17 protein-coding genes and 2 tRNA genes are annotated in these 19,834 nt (G+C 63.7%); 11 read left to right on the top strand and 8 right to left on the bottom strand.

Going from position 1 to position 19,834, the window contains the following annotated elements; all coding sequences use genetic code 11:
- Positions 1–1,621 precede the first annotated feature (1,621 nt).
- From AC5RVZ_RS08810 to rpmH, 8 genes are all read right to left on the bottom strand, one after another.
- Positions 1,622–2,899, bottom strand: a complete 1,278-nt coding sequence (locus tag AC5RVZ_RS08810; protein WP_494065366.1) for a ParB/RepB/Spo0J family partition protein — start codon at positions 2,897–2,899, stop codon at positions 1,622–1,624.
- Between the two features lie 84 nt (positions 2,900–2,983).
- A complete protein-coding gene (locus tag AC5RVZ_RS08815; RefSeq protein WP_494065518.1) occupies positions 2,984–3,919 on the bottom strand; it encodes a ParA family protein in 936 nt (311 codons plus the stop codon).
- A 250-nt stretch (positions 3,920–4,169) separates the two neighbouring features.
- Positions 4,170–4,811 carry a 16S rRNA (guanine(527)-N(7))-methyltransferase RsmG gene (gene rsmG, locus AC5RVZ_RS08820; RefSeq protein ID WP_494065367.1) on the bottom strand — a complete coding sequence of 214 codons (642 nt, stop codon included), beginning with the start codon at positions 4,809–4,811 and terminating at the stop codon, positions 4,170–4,172.
- Between the two features lie 34 nt (positions 4,812–4,845).
- Complete coding sequence (locus tag AC5RVZ_RS08825) at positions 4,846–5,412, bottom strand: Jag family protein (protein WP_494065368.1); 567 nt, start codon at positions 5,410–5,412, stop codon at positions 4,846–4,848.
- Complete coding sequence (gene yidC, locus AC5RVZ_RS08830) at positions 5,409–6,374, bottom strand: membrane protein insertase YidC (protein WP_494001197.1); 966 nt, start codon at positions 6,372–6,374, stop codon at positions 5,409–5,411. The genes AC5RVZ_RS08825 and yidC overlap by 4 nt, the downstream gene beginning before the upstream one ends.
- Positions 6,374–6,718, bottom strand: a complete 345-nt coding sequence (gene yidD, locus AC5RVZ_RS08835) for a membrane protein insertion efficiency factor YidD (RefSeq protein WP_494065369.1) — start codon at positions 6,716–6,718, stop codon at positions 6,374–6,376. The genes yidC and yidD overlap by 1 nt, the downstream gene beginning before the upstream one ends.
- Positions 6,719–6,768: 50 nt before the next feature.
- The gene (rnpA, locus tag AC5RVZ_RS08840; protein WP_494001199.1) at positions 6,769–7,173 is read right to left on the bottom strand and encodes a ribonuclease P protein component; all 405 of its coding nucleotides are present in this window, start codon (positions 7,171–7,173) and stop codon (positions 6,769–6,771) included.
- Between the two features lie 71 nt (positions 7,174–7,244).
- Complete coding sequence (gene rpmH, locus AC5RVZ_RS08845; protein ID WP_127513203.1) at positions 7,245–7,382, bottom strand: 50S ribosomal protein L34; 138 nt, start codon at positions 7,380–7,382, stop codon at positions 7,245–7,247.
- Between the two features lie 402 nt (positions 7,383–7,784).
- Here rpmH and dnaA point away from each other — a divergent pair, with 402 nt between their 5' ends.
- The 11 genes from dnaA (at position 7,785) to AC5RVZ_RS08900 (ending at position 19,684) form a co-directional block, all read left to right on the top strand.
- The gene (dnaA, locus tag AC5RVZ_RS08850) at positions 7,785–9,227 is read left to right on the top strand and encodes a chromosomal replication initiator protein DnaA (protein WP_494065519.1); all 1,443 of its coding nucleotides are present in this window, start codon (positions 7,785–7,787) and stop codon (positions 9,225–9,227) included.
- A gap of 518 nt (positions 9,228–9,745) precedes the next feature.
- Positions 9,746–10,870 carry a DNA polymerase III subunit beta gene (gene dnaN, locus AC5RVZ_RS08855; RefSeq protein ID WP_494001329.1) on the top strand — a complete coding sequence of 375 codons (1,125 nt, stop codon included), beginning with the start codon at positions 9,746–9,748 and terminating at the stop codon, positions 10,868–10,870.
- 31 nt (positions 10,871–10,901) lie between these two features.
- Positions 10,902–11,828 carry a phosphogluconate dehydrogenase (NAD(+)-dependent, decarboxylating) gene (gnd, locus tag AC5RVZ_RS08860; protein ID WP_494065370.1) on the top strand — a complete coding sequence of 309 codons (927 nt, stop codon included), beginning with the start codon at positions 10,902–10,904 and terminating at the stop codon, positions 11,826–11,828.
- Positions 11,829–11,838: 10 nt separating this feature from the next.
- Positions 11,839–13,035: a DNA replication/repair protein RecF gene (recF, locus tag AC5RVZ_RS08865; RefSeq protein WP_494065371.1), complete on the top strand. Its 1,197-nt coding sequence runs from the start codon at positions 11,839–11,841 to the stop codon at positions 13,033–13,035.
- Positions 13,016–13,654 carry a DciA family protein gene (locus tag AC5RVZ_RS08870; protein WP_494065372.1) on the top strand — a complete coding sequence of 213 codons (639 nt, stop codon included), beginning with the start codon at positions 13,016–13,018 and terminating at the stop codon, positions 13,652–13,654. Before recF ends, AC5RVZ_RS08870 begins: the two co-directional genes overlap by 20 nt.
- Before the next feature lie 315 nt (positions 13,655–13,969).
- Positions 13,970–15,994: a DNA topoisomerase (ATP-hydrolyzing) subunit B gene (gene gyrB, locus AC5RVZ_RS08875; protein WP_494013768.1), complete on the top strand. Its 2,025-nt coding sequence runs from the start codon at positions 13,970–13,972 to the stop codon at positions 15,992–15,994.
- A gap of 71 nt (positions 15,995–16,065) precedes the next feature.
- Positions 16,066–18,741: a DNA gyrase subunit A gene (gyrA, locus tag AC5RVZ_RS08880; RefSeq protein WP_494065373.1), complete on the top strand. Its 2,676-nt coding sequence runs from the start codon at positions 16,066–16,068 to the stop codon at positions 18,739–18,741.
- Positions 18,738–19,289, top strand: coding sequence for a DUF3566 domain-containing protein (locus tag AC5RVZ_RS08885; RefSeq protein WP_494065374.1), 552 nt, complete (start codon positions 18,738–18,740; stop codon positions 19,287–19,289). Before gyrA ends, AC5RVZ_RS08885 begins: the two co-directional genes overlap by 4 nt.
- Positions 19,290–19,349: 60 nt before the next feature.
- A tRNA-Ile gene (locus tag AC5RVZ_RS08890) sits at positions 19,350–19,423 on the top strand.
- A 35-nt stretch (positions 19,424–19,458) separates the two neighbouring features.
- Entirely contained in the window at positions 19,459–19,575 is a 117-nt protein-coding gene (locus AC5RVZ_RS08895) for a DLW-39 family protein (RefSeq protein WP_493978246.1), read from the top strand.
- A 36-nt stretch (positions 19,576–19,611) separates the two neighbouring features.
- Positions 19,612–19,684: transfer RNA gene (locus tag AC5RVZ_RS08900), tRNA-Ala, on the top strand.
- Positions 19,685–19,834 lie beyond the last annotated feature (150 nt).

Here is a 19,834-nt window from a genome sequence, read left to right on the forward strand (position 1 = left end):
ATCCTGTCGCCGTGCGCACGAATCGGCCTCCCCAGCAGGAGCAGGCACTCGACCGGTCTCCTAAGCGCAGACGAGGACTACGTGCCCTTGATGCTCCACTTGGCGCTCTTGCTCTACGAGCCCCCAGATTCACGTAAAACGCGCAAGCCAGCTCTGGGAGCGAGCAAAGATAGATCCCATAACCACTCCTGTTGTCGGATTAACGCAGCGCCTGGGTCCCGTCCGGTCAGCGATAGAGATGGCGTGCCGACCCTCCCCTACTTGTGGGACGGCGCTCCTCGGCTTGCAGCGATGCGCTACCGCCACGAAGGCGGTCCGCAGTGACGGGCGTGGCCGGTGTAGGCAGCTACGCATCGTCCAGAAGAGTAGAACTACTGTGCAAGTTTCACGTGAAACACTTCGCTTCGTCGCTCCGGCGCTTGAGAGAACCGGTGGGCCTCGCCTACCGCAGCACGTTCAGGAGTAGCGGCTCCCTGTCCCCCCACTGCGCGATGGTCCCCCGCAAAGTCTGGCCCGAAAGGTCAGACCCATGAAGTGCAGGCCGCTGCCCACTGCCTGCATTTCATACGTGCGTGTCCTGGAGGGTATCGTCTTCGCACTAGGAACACCGCCAGCCCTGCGCGCGTTTCCTCACAGGGCTGGCCAGCGAAACAAAGGACCCTAGGCCTCAAGCGGCACGCACTATTGGCAGTAGTAACGGCCAGAGGGCCCAGCCACCCGGTTCATGCGAGGCCGGAACTGGGGGCACTCAGGTCATGCACTTGCGCCCGGGTCTCGAGTTTCACGTGAAACACATCGGTCCGCCGCACGCTATTTTGCTGCCGGGGACGGTCCGATACGAACGTCATCCTTTGAAGCGAGCGATAGAGGCCACCCAGTGACGGCCATCCTGCTCGGAAGCGGCCTTGCCGCTACATTACAGAACTACCAGCCGCGTGTCCTGAGTGCACATCTCCCAGCGTCGGATCAATACGTGCCCATAGGCTCTGCGAGGTCCCTGTCTTACCTGCAACCAAGGAGCTGTGTGTGCAGAAATTTGGCGCCCTTACGGGTTTAGAGATGAGGGATCCAGCCATCCGAGACACCCTGTGGGACAGAGGCACATGATCATGTGCAGCAAAGTTGTGCGTCCTGGTGAATCTTCACCCCCCGAAGCCCGGAAGAGCCCAGGTATCGTGGCTCCACGTCGCGCCTCAGTTTCACGTGAAACACCTTGCATCGAATCAGCCCAATGACACGGCTCCGGTCATGGAACCACCGAGAAAGGCCTCCGCCGGGAACACCCGAGACGGCGCCGGCGTCCGGCACTGCGTCACGACGAGCGTCGCAGCCGGGAACAATTGCACTTAAGCGACGATCCCAGCCCCTAGGTGGGAAAGCGGACTAGGCGCTCCCCTGCCCTTCCCACTAACTTCCACGTCACTAGTGCCGCTGCAAGAAGCCGGTCCGGCCTAGTTCAAGCCTCCTGGCAGGATTGGTCCGCCACGGCTAAGCGCGGCCATTCCCTCGTGCTTGCCTTAGCTAGACGCCTGGCGGTCGGTTTCCAGATGCCCTTGGATCTCACCAAAGCAATGGGCTCCGTCCTTGCGGAACGGAGCCCATGTTTCACGTGGAACGAAGGCTAGGGCGTCGCCGGGTTCAGAACGTCCATGATGCGGTTCAGGTCATCGACGCTGGCAAACTCGATGCTGACGCGGCCCTTCTTGGCTCCCAGGGTGATCTTAACGCTGGTGTCCAGGCGGTCCGACAGGGAACTAGCCAGATAATCTAGCCGTTCGTGCCGAGCTCCCTCACGGGGCTTGCTTTCCCGTTTGGGCCGTCGCACGCCGTCGCTCAGGGAAACGATCTCCTCGGTCGCCCGAACGGAAAGGCCCTCGGCGACAATCTTTTGCGCCAGCTTCTCCATTTCTCCAAAATCAGTGAGTCCCAGGAGGGCGCGCGCATGACCAGCGCTCAACACGCCGGCAGCAACCCGCCGCTGCACCAGCGGAGGGAGCTTCATCAACCGCAAAGTGTTGGACACCTGTGGCCTTGACCGACCGATCCGATCCGCAAGCTCATCATGCGTGCAACCGAAATCATCAAGCAACTGCTGATAGGCCGCAGCCTCTTCCAGCGGATTCAGCTGGCTGCGGTGCAGGTTCTCAAGCAGGGCGTCCCGTAACAGGTCATCGTCGGAGGTGGACCTGATGATCGCCGGAATCGTTTCCAGGCCAGCAGCCTTGGTGGCCCGCCAGCGGCGTTCGCCCATCACCAACTCGTACTGTGCGCCACCGTCATCGGAAGGACGCACAACGATCGGCTGGAGGACGCCGATCTCACGGATCGAATGCACCAGCTCCGCCATGTCTTCCTCGTCGAAGACCGTGCGAGGCTGTTTGCGGTTCGGCTGGATCGCGGTAACGAGGACTTCGGCAAAGGTGGCCCCGGGGACCTCGACCAGGTCGGCGCCCGTCGTTTCACGTGGAACAGATACTTCTGTAGGAGCCGAGGGAGCTCCGGCGCCGTCCCTGCCGACGGGATCTGCCGCCACCTTAGCGGAAGGGTGCGTTTCGCCGGCAGCACCATTGCCATCGGCCCGGGAAGAATCGTCCTTCACAGATTTCTTAGCCGCCGGCTTCTTGCTGCCAGTGGTCGCAAGCTTGCGCGGGGCCCGCAACACTTCGGCTACCTGCGCGGCACTCGATCCGGTTACGGTCTCGGAGTCAGTCGTCGTGAGGACGGCGGTGTCCCCTTCTTCCCTCCGACTGGAAGCGGGAAAGAAAACGTCTACGGGTCGCTGAGTCCGACGTTTGACGGAGGCTTCCTGCCCCTCGGTTGACTCGGTCTCCTCTGGGGCCGGAGCACTGGGTATCAATGCGCCCAAGCCTCTTCCCAAGCCGCGACGTTTTTCACTCATCTGGACCCTCTTCCGTCATGCGCCGAGCTAGCATGCAAATGCTCGCTTAAGGCGTAATTCTACCGTTGCAGTACGGCTTCACAGCTACTTGCCGCGCTCGGCGATTTCGGCTGCGGCCTCCTGATAAGAAAGGGCCCCGCTGGACGACGGATCATAGGTGATCACCGTCTGCTGGTAACTCGGAGCCTCCGAGATGCGAACTGAGCGCGGTACGACCGCACTCAAGACTTCGTTCGGGAAATGCTCCCGCACTTCGGCTGCCACCTGAGCTGCGAGGTTTGTTCGTCCGTCGTACATGGTCAGCAAGATCGTAGAAACAACCAATCCAGCGTTGAGGTGCTTCTGGATCATCTCGATGTTCTTCAGGAGCTGGCTCAGCCCCTCCAAAGCGTAGTACTCGCACTGGATGGGAATCAGTACCTCTTGGGCGGCGACGAAAGCGTTAACTGTCAGCAGTCCCAGGCTGGGCGGGCAGTCGATAAAGACATAATCCAGCCGGGGCAGCCCTGCCGTCTCACGTTCCTGCGCGTAAACCTCGATGGCCCGGCGCAGGCGCTGTTCACGGGCCACCAACGAGACCAATTCAATCTCGGCTCCGGCCAGGTGAATCGTGGCGGGTGCGACGATGAGATGGGCTATATCGGGGCATTGAGCAATCACGTCCCCGAGCGGCATATCGTTGATCAGCACGTCGTAGATGCTGTCGACGTCAGCGTGGTGCTCGACCCCGAGCGCCGTTGACGCATTGCCCTGCGGGTCGATATCGATGACCAGGACGTTCAGGCCGGCCGTAGCAAGGGCAGCAGCGATATTGACCGTTGTCGTGGTTTTGCCGACCCCGCCCTTTTGGTTGCTGACTGTCAACACCCTGGTGTGGGCGGGCCTGGGAAGCTCTTTGGCCTTCAGCCTCTCACGCCTGCGGTTTTCGCTCGCCAATTCCTGGGCGAGCGGTGTGCTTTCGTCAATCGAATCCATAACGTTTGAAACCGTAGCCTCTATCTTCATGTCGGAGTTGGCTATCTCAGCCTCGTTCCCAGGGGAAGTTTCACGTGAAACAGGACCGCTATGGGGGATAAGCGCAACCGTATTCGGTTGTTCAGGCACTCCGTGTCGCGACGAGCCTTCGGCTTCGGTCCCGGTGAAACCCGACACCGTGTTGTTGATCGCCACTTGGATTCCGCCCGCTTTCACTGTCCGCCACCGGCCTCTCCTAGCCTATCGTTGCGCGGCCGGATTCCCGGGGCGTTGCATGGGTGTGTGGGGGAATAGGTCACGCATCAACACGGATGCGGACTACCGTCGTCGGCTCTTCCAAGAGATCATCCCCGACGGTCAAGACCTCTGTTTCTCGGCCGCCGAGCTTCCTAATGACCTTTTCGGCCTTCTGGACCTCGTCAGCTGCGCTGCGGCCCTTGATTGCCAGCATTTCGCCCGTGCCATGCAACAGTGGAATTGAGAGGCGGGCGAGCTTGTCGAGTGCCGACACCGCTCGAGACGTCACGACGTCAGCTGTGACGTCGTCCCCCGCCAGCTCTGCCCGCGTCCGCAGCACCGTGACGTTGTCGAGCGCGAGATCCTCAATGACCTCGTTGAGCCAGACAACCCTTCGTTCCAACGGCTCGATCAGGGTCAAACGCAAGTCCGGTCGCGCCAACGCGAACGTCAGTCCAGGCAGGCCGGCCCCGCTTCCGACATCCGCGACCGCGGCGTCACGCCCTATCAGGTTGGCGACGACGGCGCAGTTGAGGACGTGCCGGTTCCACAATCTCGGGACTTCCCGGGGGCCCAGCAAACCCCGTTCGATCCCTGAAGTGGCCAGATGCGCAACGTAGCGCTCCGCCAGGCCCAGACGTTCACCGAAAACCATGTGGGCAGCTTTGGACTCCGCCACAGTCATTTCAACTACCGACATACCTCTGCCTATCAGACCAATCCGCCGGACATGATCAGGACTCTACCGACACCACGATGTGGCGGTTGGATCCTTCGCCCTCGGATTCACTGATCATGCCTAGCTCGGCAACCGCGTCATGGACGATCTTGCGCTCGTACGCGCTCATCGGCTCGAGCGCTACATCGCGGCCCGTCTCCTTGGCTTCGGCGACGGCGTCTTCAGCGATCTTCTGCAGTTCTTCGCTGCGGCCTTCGCGGTAGCCAGTGATGTCCAAGACCAGGCGGGAACGGTTGCCGGTCGTCGTGAGAACCGACAACCGGGCCAGCTCCTGCAAGGCTTCGAGGACTTCGCCATCCGGTCCCACGAGCGCCTTGAGCGCGTCGTTGTCTTCCTCTTCGGAGACGATCGAGATGTAGGTGCGGCCGTTGCGGACCTCGATGTCGATGTCCCCATCGATATCGGCGATGTCGAGCAGCTCCTCAAGGTAGTCCGCAGCTACGTCTCCTTCTTCTTCCAGACGCTTGGCAGAATTCGAAACAGCTTCCTCCTGCTGTTCGTCCGCTGCGGCCGCTTCGTCGGGAAGTTCTTCAGTCACTTCGGATACGCTTTCGCTGCTCATTTTTTCTTCCTGTTCTTCCGCTGTGGCTGCTGGCGCTGGCCTTTCACCTCTGCCGGGGAATCGGCCGCCGGCGCCTCGGTCTTCCGCTCGCCCAGCAGCGGTACCATCGGCAGGCCCTTCTTGGCACGGCGTTCTGCCAGTTCGCGGGCAGCCTGCGAACCCGGAGTGGGCATGCGCCGGATCACGAAGAACTGCTGTGCCATGGTCCACACGTTGGTGGTTGTCCAGTAGATCAGCACACCGATGGGGAAGTTGATGCCGCCGATGCCGAACACGAGAGGCAGGATGTAGAGCATCATCTGCTGCTGCTTCATGAACGGGGATTGCATTGCTTCGGCGGACATGTTCTTCGCCATGATCTGCTTCTGCGTGATGAACTGCGAGGCAGTCATCGCCAAGATCATGATGATCGACAGGATGACCACGGCGACCTGCTGCTCGCCCCCGCCGCCGTGCAGGAGGGATGCGGAAAGCGGCGCACCGAAAATGGACGAGTCGTCGAACTGACGGATGAGTTCGGGCGACAGGGCGCCAATGCCCTCGCCGTTCTCGCTGGCGCGCGATGCGTTGTTCAGCACGCTGAACAACGCGAAGAAGAACGGCATCTGCACCAGCATCGGCAGGCAGGCCGAGAACGGGTTGGTGCCGTGCTTCTTGTACAGCGCCATCTGCTCCTGCGTCATGGCCTGACGCGACAGCTGGTCGGTCTTTCCCTTGTACTTCTGCTGCAGCTTCCGGAGGTCGGGCTGCAGTGCCTGCATCCCCCGCTGGGCCTTGATCTGCTTGACGAAGACCGGAATGAGGGCTGCGCGGATCACCAGCACCAGCCCGATGATTGAGAACGTCCACGTCCAGCCGTTGGCCGGGTCCATCCCAAGCCAGGAGAAGCCGGCGTGGAAGGCCCACAGGATCCCGGAGACGACCCACGTGAACGGGGTCAGGATGGTGTTTAAGAAGTCCATTACTGATTTGCTCCTCGGGCCGCGCCGCGGCCTTCATCGTCGGCCGGAATAAGTGGGTGGTTAAGCTCCACGATCCGGGGGATTCTGGAAGGGTTCTCCTGCAGCCACAGGTTGAAGGATACAGACGCCGGAACATGATCCACGCCGCCGGGGTTCCATGGGTGGCAACGGAGCAGGCGGCGGGCGGCCAGCCAACTGCCCTTGGCGGCGCCGTGGACCGTCACTGCTTCCAATGCGTACGCGGAACAGGACGGGAAGAAACGGCAGACCTGGCCGTACAGGGGCGAAACGAGTTTGCGGTACACCCGCAGCACGCCGATCAGCGCATACTGCAGGGGACTCATGGTCCTCCTGGGCACGGCGGCATGGGCGGGAACCGGTACGGCACGGGCACTCATTCGGCTCTCCCCTTCTCTCCGTGCGCAGCTTCCGTCGTGGCGGTGCGCGTTAAGGTCAATTTGCCGAGGGCGGCCTTGAGAGCCTTCCGGTAATCCAGTTCCAAAGCGTTGAAGTCTGCGTCGGCAGCTGCCGGAAGGGCCCGCACAACCACGGTGATCCCTCGGGAATACCCATTCTCCCTTAAGCCGGCTGCTGCCAGTTCCCGCAGTCTCCTTTTAACGCGGTTGCGCATGACGGCGTTCCCGACGGCCTTCGAGACAATAAAGCCAAAAGATGCCGGTCGGGCCGGGTCTGCTGCCGCCGCATATAACACTAAGTTCCGGCGCCCTGAGCGGGCGCCGGAACGTACAGTTGTTGAGAAGTCCGCCGATGTGCGCATCCGGTGCTGGCTGGGAAGCATGTGCTACCCAGCCCGCCGAAACACGCCGCTGCGGGAACTGAACCTCACAGCCGGGTCGACAAACTGGCTATTTAGGCCGACAGTTCGGTGCGGCCCTTGCTGCGGCGTGCGGCCAGAATGGCGCGGCCGGCGCGAGTGCGCATGCGAAGGCGGAAGCCGTGCTTCTTGGCACGACGGCGGTTATTCGGCTGAAAAGTCCGCTTGCTCACGGTGGTTACTCCAAGACGATCGACAGATGCGGTTGGACCCATTGCAACAAGGGGGAAGAACAGGTCGGCGCTCTATATGGGGTCTATTCCATTGCCAGGGGCGTTGGACGCACAAGGACAACAAAGTAGACATGAAGGACTAGTCAACGTTAGGCGATGGCGGCGAGTACCGTCAAACCGGCCCTCTCCGCACCCGGGCGTTTCCGTGGATAACCCCTGTGGACAACTCCACGCCAAAGCCGCTTTGGGCGGCCGGAGCTCCTCCCTAAAGCGACGTCCACAGGGGCCTGGATCCCAACTGTCGTCCAGCAGATTCATGCTCTACTCTTGGCAGGAGCCCCTTATCCACCGTCTGTGAATAAGTCTGTGGATTTCGGGCGGGCTGTCGGCAAATGCCGAAGCATGCTGAGCATTTCTGAGGGGTACTACGTGGACACGGACCAGATAAATGACGTCGGAAGTTCTTGGCGCAAAGTGGTCCGGACGCTGGAACAGGACGACCGTGTCTCCCCCCGGCAGCGAGGCTTCATCGTGTTGGCGCAGGCCAAAGGCCTGATCGGTACAACCCTGCTGGTGGCCGTGCCCAACGAACTGACACGCGAAGTCTTCCAGTCGCAACAGCTCAAAGACCCTCTGCACGACGCCCTGTTCGAAGTCTTCAAGGACGACATTCTCTGCGCTTTCAGCGTCGACACGGATATGGCTCCGCAGGCGGAACCGGAACCTGAACAGGAGCCCCGCCCGGCCCCGGCCGTCGTGCGCAGCGAAGCACTGCCCCAGCCGGCGGCGCAGGCCGCTTCCCCGGAACTGGGCAGGCTCAACCCGAAATACATTTTTGACACCTTCGTCATCGGTTCCTCCAACCGCTTTGCCCACGCGGCGGCCGTCGCGGTGGCCGAAGCGCCGGCCAAGGCCTACAACCCGCTTTTCATCTATGGCGACTCGGGCCTGGGAAAAACCCACTTGCTGCACGCCATCGGGCACTATGCGCGCCATCTCTACAACAGCATCCGCGTCCGGTACGTGAATTCGGAAGAGTTCACGAATGACTTCATTAACTCCATCCGCGACGATGAGGGCGCCAGCTTCAAGCAGCTGTACCGCAACGTCGACATCCTGCTGATCGACGACATCCAGTTCCTGGCCAACAAGGATGCGACGCAGGAGGAGTTCTTCCATACCTTCAACGCCCTCCACAACCACAGCAAGCAAGTGGTCATCACTTCCGACCTGCCGCCGAAACAGCTCTCCGGCTTCGAGGAACGCATGCGGTCCCGGTTCGAGTGGGGACTGCTGACCGATATCCAGCCGCCGGAGCTGGAGACCCGTATTGCGATTCTGCGCAAGAAGGCCATCAGCGAGGGGCTGTCCGTCCCCGATGAGGTCCTCGAGTACATCGCCTCGAAGATCTCCACCAACATCCGCGAGCTCGAGGGTGCGCTCATCCGCGTCACCGCGTTCGCCAGCCTGAACCAGCAGGCAGTGGACATGGGTCTCGCCGAGATAGTCCTGAAAGACCTGATCACCGACGAAGGGGCACAGGAGATCACGTCGGCCACGATCCTTGGCCAGACCGCCGCGTACTTCAAGCTCAGCATGGAGGAGCTGACCAGCAAGTCCCGGACCAGGACGCTGGTAACTGCCCGCCAGATTGCCATGTACTTGTGCCGCGAACTGACCGACATGTCCCTGCCGAAAATCGGCCAGGAACTCGGCGGCCGCGACCACACGACCGTCATCCACGCCGACCGGAAGATCCGTGAGTTGATGGCCGAGCGTCGAGCCATCTACAACCAGGTCACGGAGCTGACCAACCGCATCAAGCAGCAACAGCGCGAAAGCTAGCTTCCCCGGCGGCTGCGGCGGCCCTGCCGGGTACTACACCGGTGAAATTAACAGGTGTGGATAAGGTTGTGGATTCTTAAGTGGACAACCCGAGTCCTTAAGAGGAAAAGTACCCTGCCCCCTGTGGACGCCCGAAATTACAAGGATCTGCGTCCACAGGCTGTCAGTGCTTGCCACGACCGCCCTGCACATCTTGTGAACACCCAACTTCGGCTCAGGCACAGGCTGTACCGGGGTTTTCCACAGTATCCACAGCAGTTATTAACACTACGAATCCCATTTATTGATGTTCTTCCAAATAACATTTGACCCTGTTCCGGTTCCCACGCATCGTGCCGAATCGGCCGATCAGGACCTCTGCGCACTCTCGGTGCGCAATGACGGTTGCTGCGGCTAAGCTTGCACAGAGAATCGTTGCCATCTGCTTCAACCTGGTGTTCGCAGTCCCACTCGCTGCACCCCGGCCAGACGCAGGCGGTCTTCCCCGGCATGTTCGTTGTGAAAGGTGGCTTACTTCAGTGAAGTTCAGAGTTGATCGGGATGTTCTGGCGGAAGCCGTGACATGGACAGCCCGTTCCCTGTCACCACGTCCGCCTGTCCCCGTTCTGTCGGGCCTGCTCATCCGGGCCGAAGGCGGCATGGTGAGCCTTGCCAGCTTCGACTACGAGATTTCAGCCCGTCTCCAGATCCCGGCAGACGTCACTGAAGAAGGCACCATCCTGGTCTCCGGACGCCTCTTGGCGGACATCTGCCGAAGCTTGCCGTCGGCACCTGTCGATATCGAAACCGACGGTTCGAAGGTTGCCCTCACCTGCCGCAACAGCCGGTTCAACCTCGCCACCATGCCCGAAGGCGATTATCCGGAACTCCCTGCGCTGCCGGAAGTCAGCGGGGTCGTCGATGGAGAGGCGTTCGCCCAGGCCGTGAGCCAGGTAATCATCGCGGCCAGCCGCGATGACACCCTGCCCATCCTGACCGGCGTCCGGATGGAAATCGAAGACGACCTGATCACTCTGCTCTCCACCGACCGCTACCGCCTGGCCCTCCGGGAGCTGTCCTGGCGTCCGGCCACACCGGGCATTTCCACGAGCGCGCTGGTCAAAGCCAAGACTCTGAGCGAAGTAGCCAAAACGTTGGGCGGCTCCGGCGACCTGAACATCGCGCTTTCGGACAACAGCGAACTGATCGGTTTCGAAAGCGGCGGACGCCGCACCACCTCGCTGCTGGTGGACGGCGACTACCCCAAGATCCGCTCACTGTTCCCGGACAACACCCCGATCCATGCGACAGTCGAAACGACCACACTGATCGAAGCCGTCCGCCGCGTGTCGCTCGTGGCCGAGCGCAACACCCCGGTCCGGCTCGCCTTCACCGACGGTCTCCTGACCTTGGACGCGGGAACCGGCGAAGACGCCCAGGCGTCCGAGGCGATCGAAGCGTCGCTCTCCGGCGACGAAATCACCGTCGCCTTCAACCCGCACTACCTGTCCGAAGGCTTGAGCGCCTTTGACAGCAAGTACGTCCGGTTTTCCTTCACCACGCCGCCGAAGCCTGCGGTCATATCCGCCCAGGACGACCTCGAGGGCGACGACAAGGAAGACTACCGGTACCTGCTCATGCCGGTGAGGTTGCCCAACCAGTAATACCCCGCCGACCCATGGACGAGAGGAAAGAGTGACTCGGATGCACATCGGACTGATCGGCTTGGGCCGGATGGGTTTCAACATGCGGCAGCGGCTCCGGGACGGCGGCATCGAGGTAACCGGCTATGACCGGAACCCGGAGGTCAGTGACACCGCGACCGTTGACGAAATGATCCGGGCCCTGCCGGTTCCACGCACCGTGTGGGTCATGGTGCCCGCCGGTGAGGTCACCGACACGGTCATCACAGAGCTGGCCGGCAAGCTCTCCGCCGGAGACCTGGTGATCGACGGCGGCAACTCGAAGTTCACCGAAGACCAAAAGCACGAAGCCCTCCTGGCCGAAGGCGGGATAGGTTTCATTGATGTCGGCGTGTCCGGCGGCGTCTGGGGCCTGGCAAACGGTTATGGCCTGATGGCGGGCGGAAGCGCCGACCTTGTCCAGGCAGCGATGCCGGTCTTCGACGCCATGCGGCCGGAGGGCCCCCGGGAGGAAAGCTTCGCCCACGTGGGCGACGTCGGCGCCGGCCACTACGCCAAGATGGTGCACAACGGGATCGAATACGGGCTGATGCAGGCGTACGCCGAAGGGTACGAACTGCTGGAAGCCAAGGACATCATCAAGGATGTTCCGGGCACCTTCCGGGCCTGGCAAAAGGGGACGGTGGTCCGGTCCTGGCTGCTGGACCTGATGGTGAAGGCCCTCGACGAGGATCCGGGGTTGAGCCAGGTCAGCGGTTACGTCGAGGATTCCGGTGAAGGCCGGTGGACTGTCGAGGAGGCCATCGAACACGGTGTCCCGGCCCCGGCCATCACCGCCGCCCTGTTCGCACGGTTCGCGTCGCGCCAAGACGACGCGCCCGCCATGAAAATGGTGGCTGCCCTCCGTAACCAGTTTGGCGGACACGCTGTCAGAAAGCCCGCACAAGACCAGGCCGGCCCCCGCAACGAGTCGAAGTAGCTGTAACGCATTGTTTGTTGAATACCTGTCCCTGACCGATTTCCGCACCTACCCGCAGCTCGACATCGCCCTGAAGCCCGGCATTACGGTGTTTGTCGGAGCCAACGGGGTCGGCAAGACCAACATTGTCGAGGCCATCGGCTATCTCGCGTCGCTCTCGTCACACCGGGTCAGCAATGACGCACCCCTCATCCGGTTCGACCAACCGCGTTCGCTGGTGCGGGCACGGGTGGACCGCGGCGGGCGCAGCACCTCGCTGGAACTGGAAATCACTCCGGGCAGGGCCAACAGGGCCCGGATCAACCGAGCCAACCCCGTGCGTGCGCGGGAAATTCTCGGGCACCTGCGCACGGTGCTCTTCGCCCCCGAAGACCTCGCGCTGGTCAAAGGCGACCCGTCCAACCGGCGCCGCTTCCTCGATGAGCTGCTGGCCGGCCTGGTTCCGCACCATGCGGCCACCCGCAGCGATTTTGAACGCGTCCTCAAACAGCGCAATGCCCTGCTCAAATCGGCGCGCGCCAGCGGACGGTTCACCGCCGCCCACGAAGCGACCTTGGAGGTGTGGGACCAGCACATGGCACAGGCCGGGGCCGCCCTGCTGAAGGCACGGCTGGAACTGGTGGACCTGCTGCAGCCGCACCTGGACGCGGCGTACGCCGCCCTCACCGATGGCTCCAAACATGCGGCCGCCGTCTACCGCTCCACCATCCACAGCCAGCTGTCGGATGACGGCGAGGTGGAGAACGACGGCGGGGCGGGCCTTCCGCCGCTGGCAAGCCTGGGAACGGCCGAACTGGCGGAACTCTACCTTGCCGCCTTCAAACAGCAGCGCAAGCGGGAAACGGAGCGGGGCATCTCGCTGGTGGGGCCGCACCGCGATGAGTTGGAGCTGCTGCTGGGACAAGCACCGGCCAAGGGCTACGCCTCGCACGGCGAAACCTGGTCCCTGGCGTTGGCCCTCCGGCTGGCCTCGTACTACGTCTTCTGCGACGACGACGCTACGCCCGGCGCGACTCCCGTCCTGATCCTGGACGATGTCTTCGCCGAACTGGACAACCAGCGTCGGTCAAGGCTCGCGGGCATCGTGGCCGGGGCGGAGCAGGTGATCGTCACTGCCGCGGTGGCCGAAGACATCCCCGACGCGTTGGCGGGGGAACAGTTCATGGTGGTGCCGGGAGGCGTGGCCAATGGCCAGGAAACCGCCTGACCGGGACCGGCCGCAGGAGCCGGCAGAGCCGGCGGGACGGCGGCCGGGCCTGCCCGATCCGGCGGTGCCTCCCCCGCCCGCGGGGCCGGCGGGAGCGGAGCCGTCCCGTGACGAAGGAGCTGTCGAAGACCTGGACGCCGCGAAAGCCGTCCTGAACCGGGTGCGCCTTGCAGCGGCGGCCCGCGGCGACGTGCGCACGAGGGCCAACAGCCGCCGCCGCGCATCCCGGGGGGCGCGGCCGTCCGCCGGCCCGCAGGACTTCGGCCGCGACCCCCAGGGCTTGGGGCGCGTGTTCGACCGGTTTGTCGCGGAACGCGGCTGGAACTCCCCGGTGGCCGTCGGATCGGTCATTTCGCGGTGGGATGAATTGGTCGGCGCGGACATCGCCGCCCACTGCCGGCCGGAGAGCTTCGAGGAAACCACGGTGCAGGTCCGCTGCGACTCAACGGCTTGGGCCACGCAGCTGCGATTGCTCAGCAGTGCCCTGCTGAAGCGGTTCGACGAAAAGCTGGGCCCCGGCGTCGTCACTAAAATCCAAGTGCTGGCGCCGACAGCGCCCAATTGGCGCAAGGGCAAGAGGTCCGTTAGCGGCCGCGGACCGCGGGACACTTACGGCTGATTTCGCCCCTCGCGGGAGGCCGGCCGGAAGCAGCCGGCACCGGCTCGCTTAGACGGCGTGTAGGACGCTGGAGACGTCCGCGGACATACACGGTCCCATCGGGCACCCGGCGGCGGCGTCAAAACCCGGTTTCCGTGCCGCATAGAGCCATGTTCGTGCAGGATTCACCGCCCTGACACGGTAGAATTGACTAGGCGGCGCCCGTCCTCTATCCGGAAGGGCGCCGACACACGAGTCCCCCGGACGGAACACAAGGAGTCAACGGCAACTGTGGCAGAGGACAATGAGCTGGAAAACACCGGCGCAGAACCCCAAATGACAGAGGGCAACGACGGCAAGCACTACGACGCCAGCGACATCACCGTCCTTGAAGGCCTGGAAGCCGTCCGCAAGCGCCCGGGCATGTACATCGGTTCCACCGGTCCGCGCGGGCTGCACCACCTCGTGTACGAGGTTGTGGACAACTCGGTCGACGAAGCGCTGGCCGGTTACTGCGACACCATCAACGTCACGCTGCTGGCCGATGGCGGCGTCCGGGTGGTGGACAACGGCCGCGGCATTCCCGTGGACATGCACCCGACCGAGGGCAAACCGACCGTCCAGGTCGTGATGACCATCCTGCACGCGGGCGGCAAGTTCGGCGGCGGCGGTTACGCGGTCTCCGGCGGCCTGCACGGCGTCGGCATCTCGGTGGTCAACGCGCTGTCCGCGCGGGTGGAGACCGAGATCCGCCGGCAGGGCTACGTGTGGCACCAGTCCTTCGCCAACGGCGGCCTCCCGGTGGGCGACCTGCGCCGCGGCGAGGAGACCACCGAGACCGGGACCTCGCAGACCTTCTGGGCGGACCCGGAGATTTTCGAATCAACCGAGTTCGACTTCGAAACGCTGCGCGCCCGCTTCCAGCAGATGGCCTTTTTGAATAAGGGCCTCAAAATCGTTTTGACCGATGAGCGCCGTCCGGAAGTCCACGCACCGGACGCCGAGGACGTGGACCTGGACACGACGCCCGGCACCGAGGTCGAGACCACGGCCGAACACCGCCAGGTGGTCTACAAGTACGACAACGGCCTGCTGGACTACGTCACGCACTTGAACTCCTCCAAGAAGGTGGAGGTCATCCACCCCGAGGTCATCGCGTTCGAGACCGAGGACACGGAGCGCAAGCTCTCGGTGGAAGTCGCGATGCAGTGGACCACCTCCTACTCGGAGAGCGTCCACACCTACGCGAACACCATCAACACGCACGAAGGCGGCACGCACGAAGAAGGCTTCCGCGCCGCGATGACCTCGTTGATCAACCGCTACGCGCGCGAGAAGAACCTGATCAAGGAGAAGGAAGAAAACCTCACCGGCGACGACATCCGCGAGGGCCTCACCGCCGTCATCTCCATGAAGCTGGGCGAGCCCCAGTTCGAGGGCCAGACCAAGACCAAGCTGGGCAACTCCGAGGCCAAGGGCTTTGTGCAGCGTGTGGTCACGGACGAACTCGGCGACTGGCTGGAGCGCAATCCCGGGCCGGCCCGCGACGTGATCCGCAAGTCGATCCAGGCCTCGCAGGCCCGGCTGGCCGCCCGGAAAGCGCGCGAATCCACCCGGCGCAAGGGGCTGCTCGAATCCGGCGGCATGCCGGGCAAACTCAAGGACTGCTCGTCCCGCGATCCATCCAAGTCGGAAATCTACATCGTGGAGGGCGACTCCGCAGGCGGTTCGGCCGTCCGCGGCCGGAACCCGGAGACCCAGGCCATCCTGCCGCTGCGGGGCAAGATCCTGAACGTGGAGCGGGCCCGGCTGGACCGCGCGCTGGGCAACGCCGAGGTCCAGGCCATGATCACCGCGTTCGGCGCCGGCATCGGCGAGGACTTCGACGTGGAGAAGGCCCGGTACCACAAGATCGTGCTGATGGCCGACGCCGATGTGGACGGCCAGCACATCACCACGCTGCTCCTGACCCTGCTGTTCCGCTACATGCGACCGCTGATCGAGAACGGTTACGTCTACCTGGCGCAGCCGCCGCTCTACCGGATCAAATGGTCCAACCACCCCCACGACTATGTCTTCAGCGACCGTGAGCGGGACGAGACCGTCCGCCGCGGCCTGGCGAACAACCAGCGGTTGCCCAAGGAAAACGGCATCCAGCGGTACAAGGGCCTCGGTGAAATGGACTACACGGAGCTGTGGGACACCACCATGGACCCCGACCACCGGACACTGCTGCAGGTGACGATGGAGGATGCCGCCGCCGCGGACCAGACCTTCTCGATCCTGATGGGCGAAGACGTCGAATCCCGGCGCACCTTCATCCAGCAGAACGCCAAGGATGTCCGCTTCCTCGACATTTAGCCCCCGCCGCAGCCGGCCACCGGCCGCTGACCGGGCCGCACCAAGGTTTTGACGCAAAGGAAACTTAAACGATGAGCGACGAAGAGACGCCCGACCTGCCCGCAGGCACCGGCGATGAGCCGATCGAGGGCGAAATCCTGACCGACCGGGTGGAGCAGGTCGACCTCCAGACCGAGATGCAGCGGTCCTACCTGGACTATGCCATGGCGGTCATCGTCGGGCGCGCCCTGCCGGACGTCCGCGACGGCCTCAAGCCGGTGCACCGGCGGGTGCTGTACGCGATGTTCGACGGCGGCTACCGCCCCGAGCGTTCCTTCAACAAGTGCGCCCGCGTGGTGGGCGAGGTCATGGGCCAGTACCACCCGCACGGCGACATGGCCATCTACGATGCCCTGGTCCGCCTGATCCAGGACTGGACCATGCGCTACCCGCTGGCGCTGGGGCAGGGCAACTTCGGCTCGCCCGGCAACGACGGCGCGGCCGCCCCCCGGTACACGGAAACCAAGATGGCGCCGCTGGCGCTGGAAATGGTCCGCGACATCGACGAGGACACCGTCGATTTCCAGGACAACTACGACGGCAAGAACCAGGAACCGACCGTCCTGCCCGCCCGGTTCCCGAACCTGCTGGTCAACGGCTCCTCGGGCATCGCCGTCGGTATGGCCACCAACATCCCGCCGCATAACCTGCGTGAAGTGGCCGACGGCGTCCAGTGGTACCTGGAGAATCCCACTGCCAGCCGTGAAGAGCTCCTCGAAGCGCTGATCCAGCGGATCAAGGGGCCCGACTTCCCCACCGGCGCGCAGATCCTGGGCCATAAGGGCATCGAGGACGCCTACCGCACCGGCCGCGGCTCCATCACCATGCGCGCCGTGGTCAACGTCGAGGAAATCCAGGGCCGGACGTGCCTGGTGGTCACGGAACTTCCGTACCAGGCGAACCCGGACAACCTGGCCATGAAGATCGCCGAGCTGGCCAAGGAAGGCAGGGTCGCCGGCATCGCCGACCTGCGCGACGAGACCTCCGGCCGCACGGGCCAGCGCCTGGTGATCGTGCTCAAGCGCGACGCCGTGGCCAAGGTGGTGCTGAACAACCTCTACAAGCACACCTCGCTGCAGGAGAACTTCGCGGCGAATATGCTCGCGATTGTCGACGGGGTGCCCCGCACCCTGACCCTCGACGCCTTTATCCGCCACTGGGTTACCCACCAGCTGGAAGTCATCGTCCGGCGCACCCGCTTCAGGCTGCGCAAGGCCGAGGAAGAAGCGCATATCCTGCGCGGCCTGCTCAAGGCCCTGGACGCGCTCGATGAAGTCATCGCCCTGATCCGCGCCTCGTCCACCACGGAAGAAGCCCGCGACGGCCTGATGCAGTTGCTGGACATCGATACGGACCAGGCCTCGGCCATCCTGAATATGCAGTTGCGCCGGCTGGCCGCGCTGGAACGGCAGAAGATCCAGGATCGCCACGCCGAACTCGAGCGGATGATCCAGGAGTTCAACCGCATCCTCGCGTCCGAAGAAGCACAGCGCAGCATCGTCAGCGAGGAACTCGCCGAGATCACCGGCAAGTACGGTGACGACCGCCGGACCCAGATCATGATGGGCTACGGCGGGGACATGAGCATGGAAGACCTCATCCCCGAAGAGGAGATGGTGGTCACCATTACCCGCGGCGGGTACGTCAAGCGCACCCGCAGCGACAACTACCGGTCGCAGCAGCGAGGCGGCAAGGGAGTACGCGGCGCCCAGCTCCGCGGCGACGACGTGGTCGAGCACTTCTTCGTCACCACGACGCACCACTGGCTGCTGTTCTTCACCAACCTGGGTCGGGTGTACCGGGCCAAGACGTACGAACTGGCCGAAGGCGGCCGCGACGCCAAGGGCCAGCACGTGGCGAACCTGCTGGCCTTCCAGCCGGACGAGCACATTGCCCAGGTCATGGACCTGAAGGACTACCAACAGGCCCCCTACCTGGTGCTGGCCACCAAACGCGGCCTGATCAAGAAGACCCGGCTGGAGGACTACGACACGAACCGTTCCGCCGGCGTCATCGCGATCAACCTGCGCGACGGCGACGAGCTCGTTTCGGCACGGCTGGTCGCCGAGACCGACGACATGATGCTGGTGTCCCGGCGCGGCCAGTCCCTGCGGTTCACCGCGACGGACGAGGCACTGCGGCCGATGGGACGGGCCACCTCCGGTGTGACCGGCATGAAGTTCCGCGAGGACGACGAACTGCTGGTGGCCGGCGTACTGCGCGAGGACTCCTACGTCTTCATCGTGACCGCCGGCGGCTACGCCAAGCGGACCAAGGCCGGCGAATACCGGGTCCAGGGCCGCGGCGGCCTGGGCATCAAGGTCGGCAAGTACCAGGAAGAACGCGGGCACCTGGTCGGCGCACTCATCGTGCAGGAAGAAGACGAGGTGCTGGTGGTGATGGAAAGCGGCAAGGTGGTCCGCTCCTCCGTCGCCGGTGTCCCCGTCAGGGGCCGCGACACCATGGGCGTCATCTTCGCCAAGCCGGATAAGAAGGACCGCATCATCGCCGTCGCCAGGAACTCCGAACGAGGCCTGGCCGCCGACGAGGAAGACACCGACACGCCGGAGGTGCCCCAAGGTCCCGAAACCGGCGGCACAACCGACGCCGAATCTGCGCAGCAGGCAACCGATGAAGTACCGTTGAACGCAGACATGACGCAGTCCGCAGCCGAAACGCCGGCGCCGGAAAACGGAGGTAACGAGTGAGTACACCTAAAACGCCACGGCCGGGCACGCGCCCGCAGCCGGCCAACGCGCCCCGGGCTACCACTCGCAGCGGCGGCACGCCGGCACGCCCGGCGAACGGCGGGCAGCGTCCGGCCACCGGCGCACAGCGCCCGGCCGGCCAACCCGCCCGTCCGGGACTCGTGCGCCCGGCTCCGAAGGCCAAGGTCCGCCGCGCCCGCCTGCTGGTCAGCAAGGTCGACCCATGGTCGGTGCTGAAGATGGCCTTCCTGCTCTCCGTTGCCCTCGGCATCGTCACCGTGGTGGCCTCCATCGTCCTCTGGACCACGCTGGACATCACGGGCATCTTTGACCGGGTCAACGGGCTGCTGACGGAAGTCGCGGGCACCGAGGGCGGCGGATTCGACCTGCGGTCCTACGCCTCGCTGGGACAGGTCGCGTCCTTCGCCACCATCATCGCCGTCGTGAACGTGGTCTTGCTGACCGCGCTGGCCATGCTGTCCGCGGTGCTTTACAACATCTCGGCGACGCTGGTCGGCGGCATCGGGGTCACGCTGACGGACGACTGAGCGGATTTGAAGTTCCGGCCCGGCGTACTGTAAAGTCGTATCTCGGCCCGCAAGGGCAGGGGGCGTATAGCTCAGGCGGTTAGAGCGCTTCGCTGATAACGAAGAGGTCCCAGGTTCAAGTCCTGGTACGCCCACGGATGACTGATCCCACCGATGTCGGGAGGACACCGTGAAGAAGTTGCTGCTGATGGCAGCCGCGGCCGCGGGTGTCTTCGTGTACAAGAAGTGGCAGGAATCCGAAGCGGAGAAATCCGCTTGGAGCCGCGCGACCGACAAGGTCGAGTGACTCTGGCATCATCCGGTCCCGCCGACCGGACCCTCCGGGGGCATGGCGCAATTGGTAGCGCACCTGCTTTGCAAGCAGGGGGTTAGGGGTTCGAGTCCCCTTGCCTCCACCGGAAAAAGGAAGACCCGAATCGTAAAGGTTCGGGTCTTCTTTCTGTATAATTGAAGGTCAGCGCCGTGTTCGACGGCGAGTGTTCTCTCTGTTCTTACCTTAAAAGTGGCCCGGTGGACCGGTTGCATTGATAGATATACGGCAGCGA

This window comes from Arthrobacter sp. Cza30, assembly GCF_059090765.1.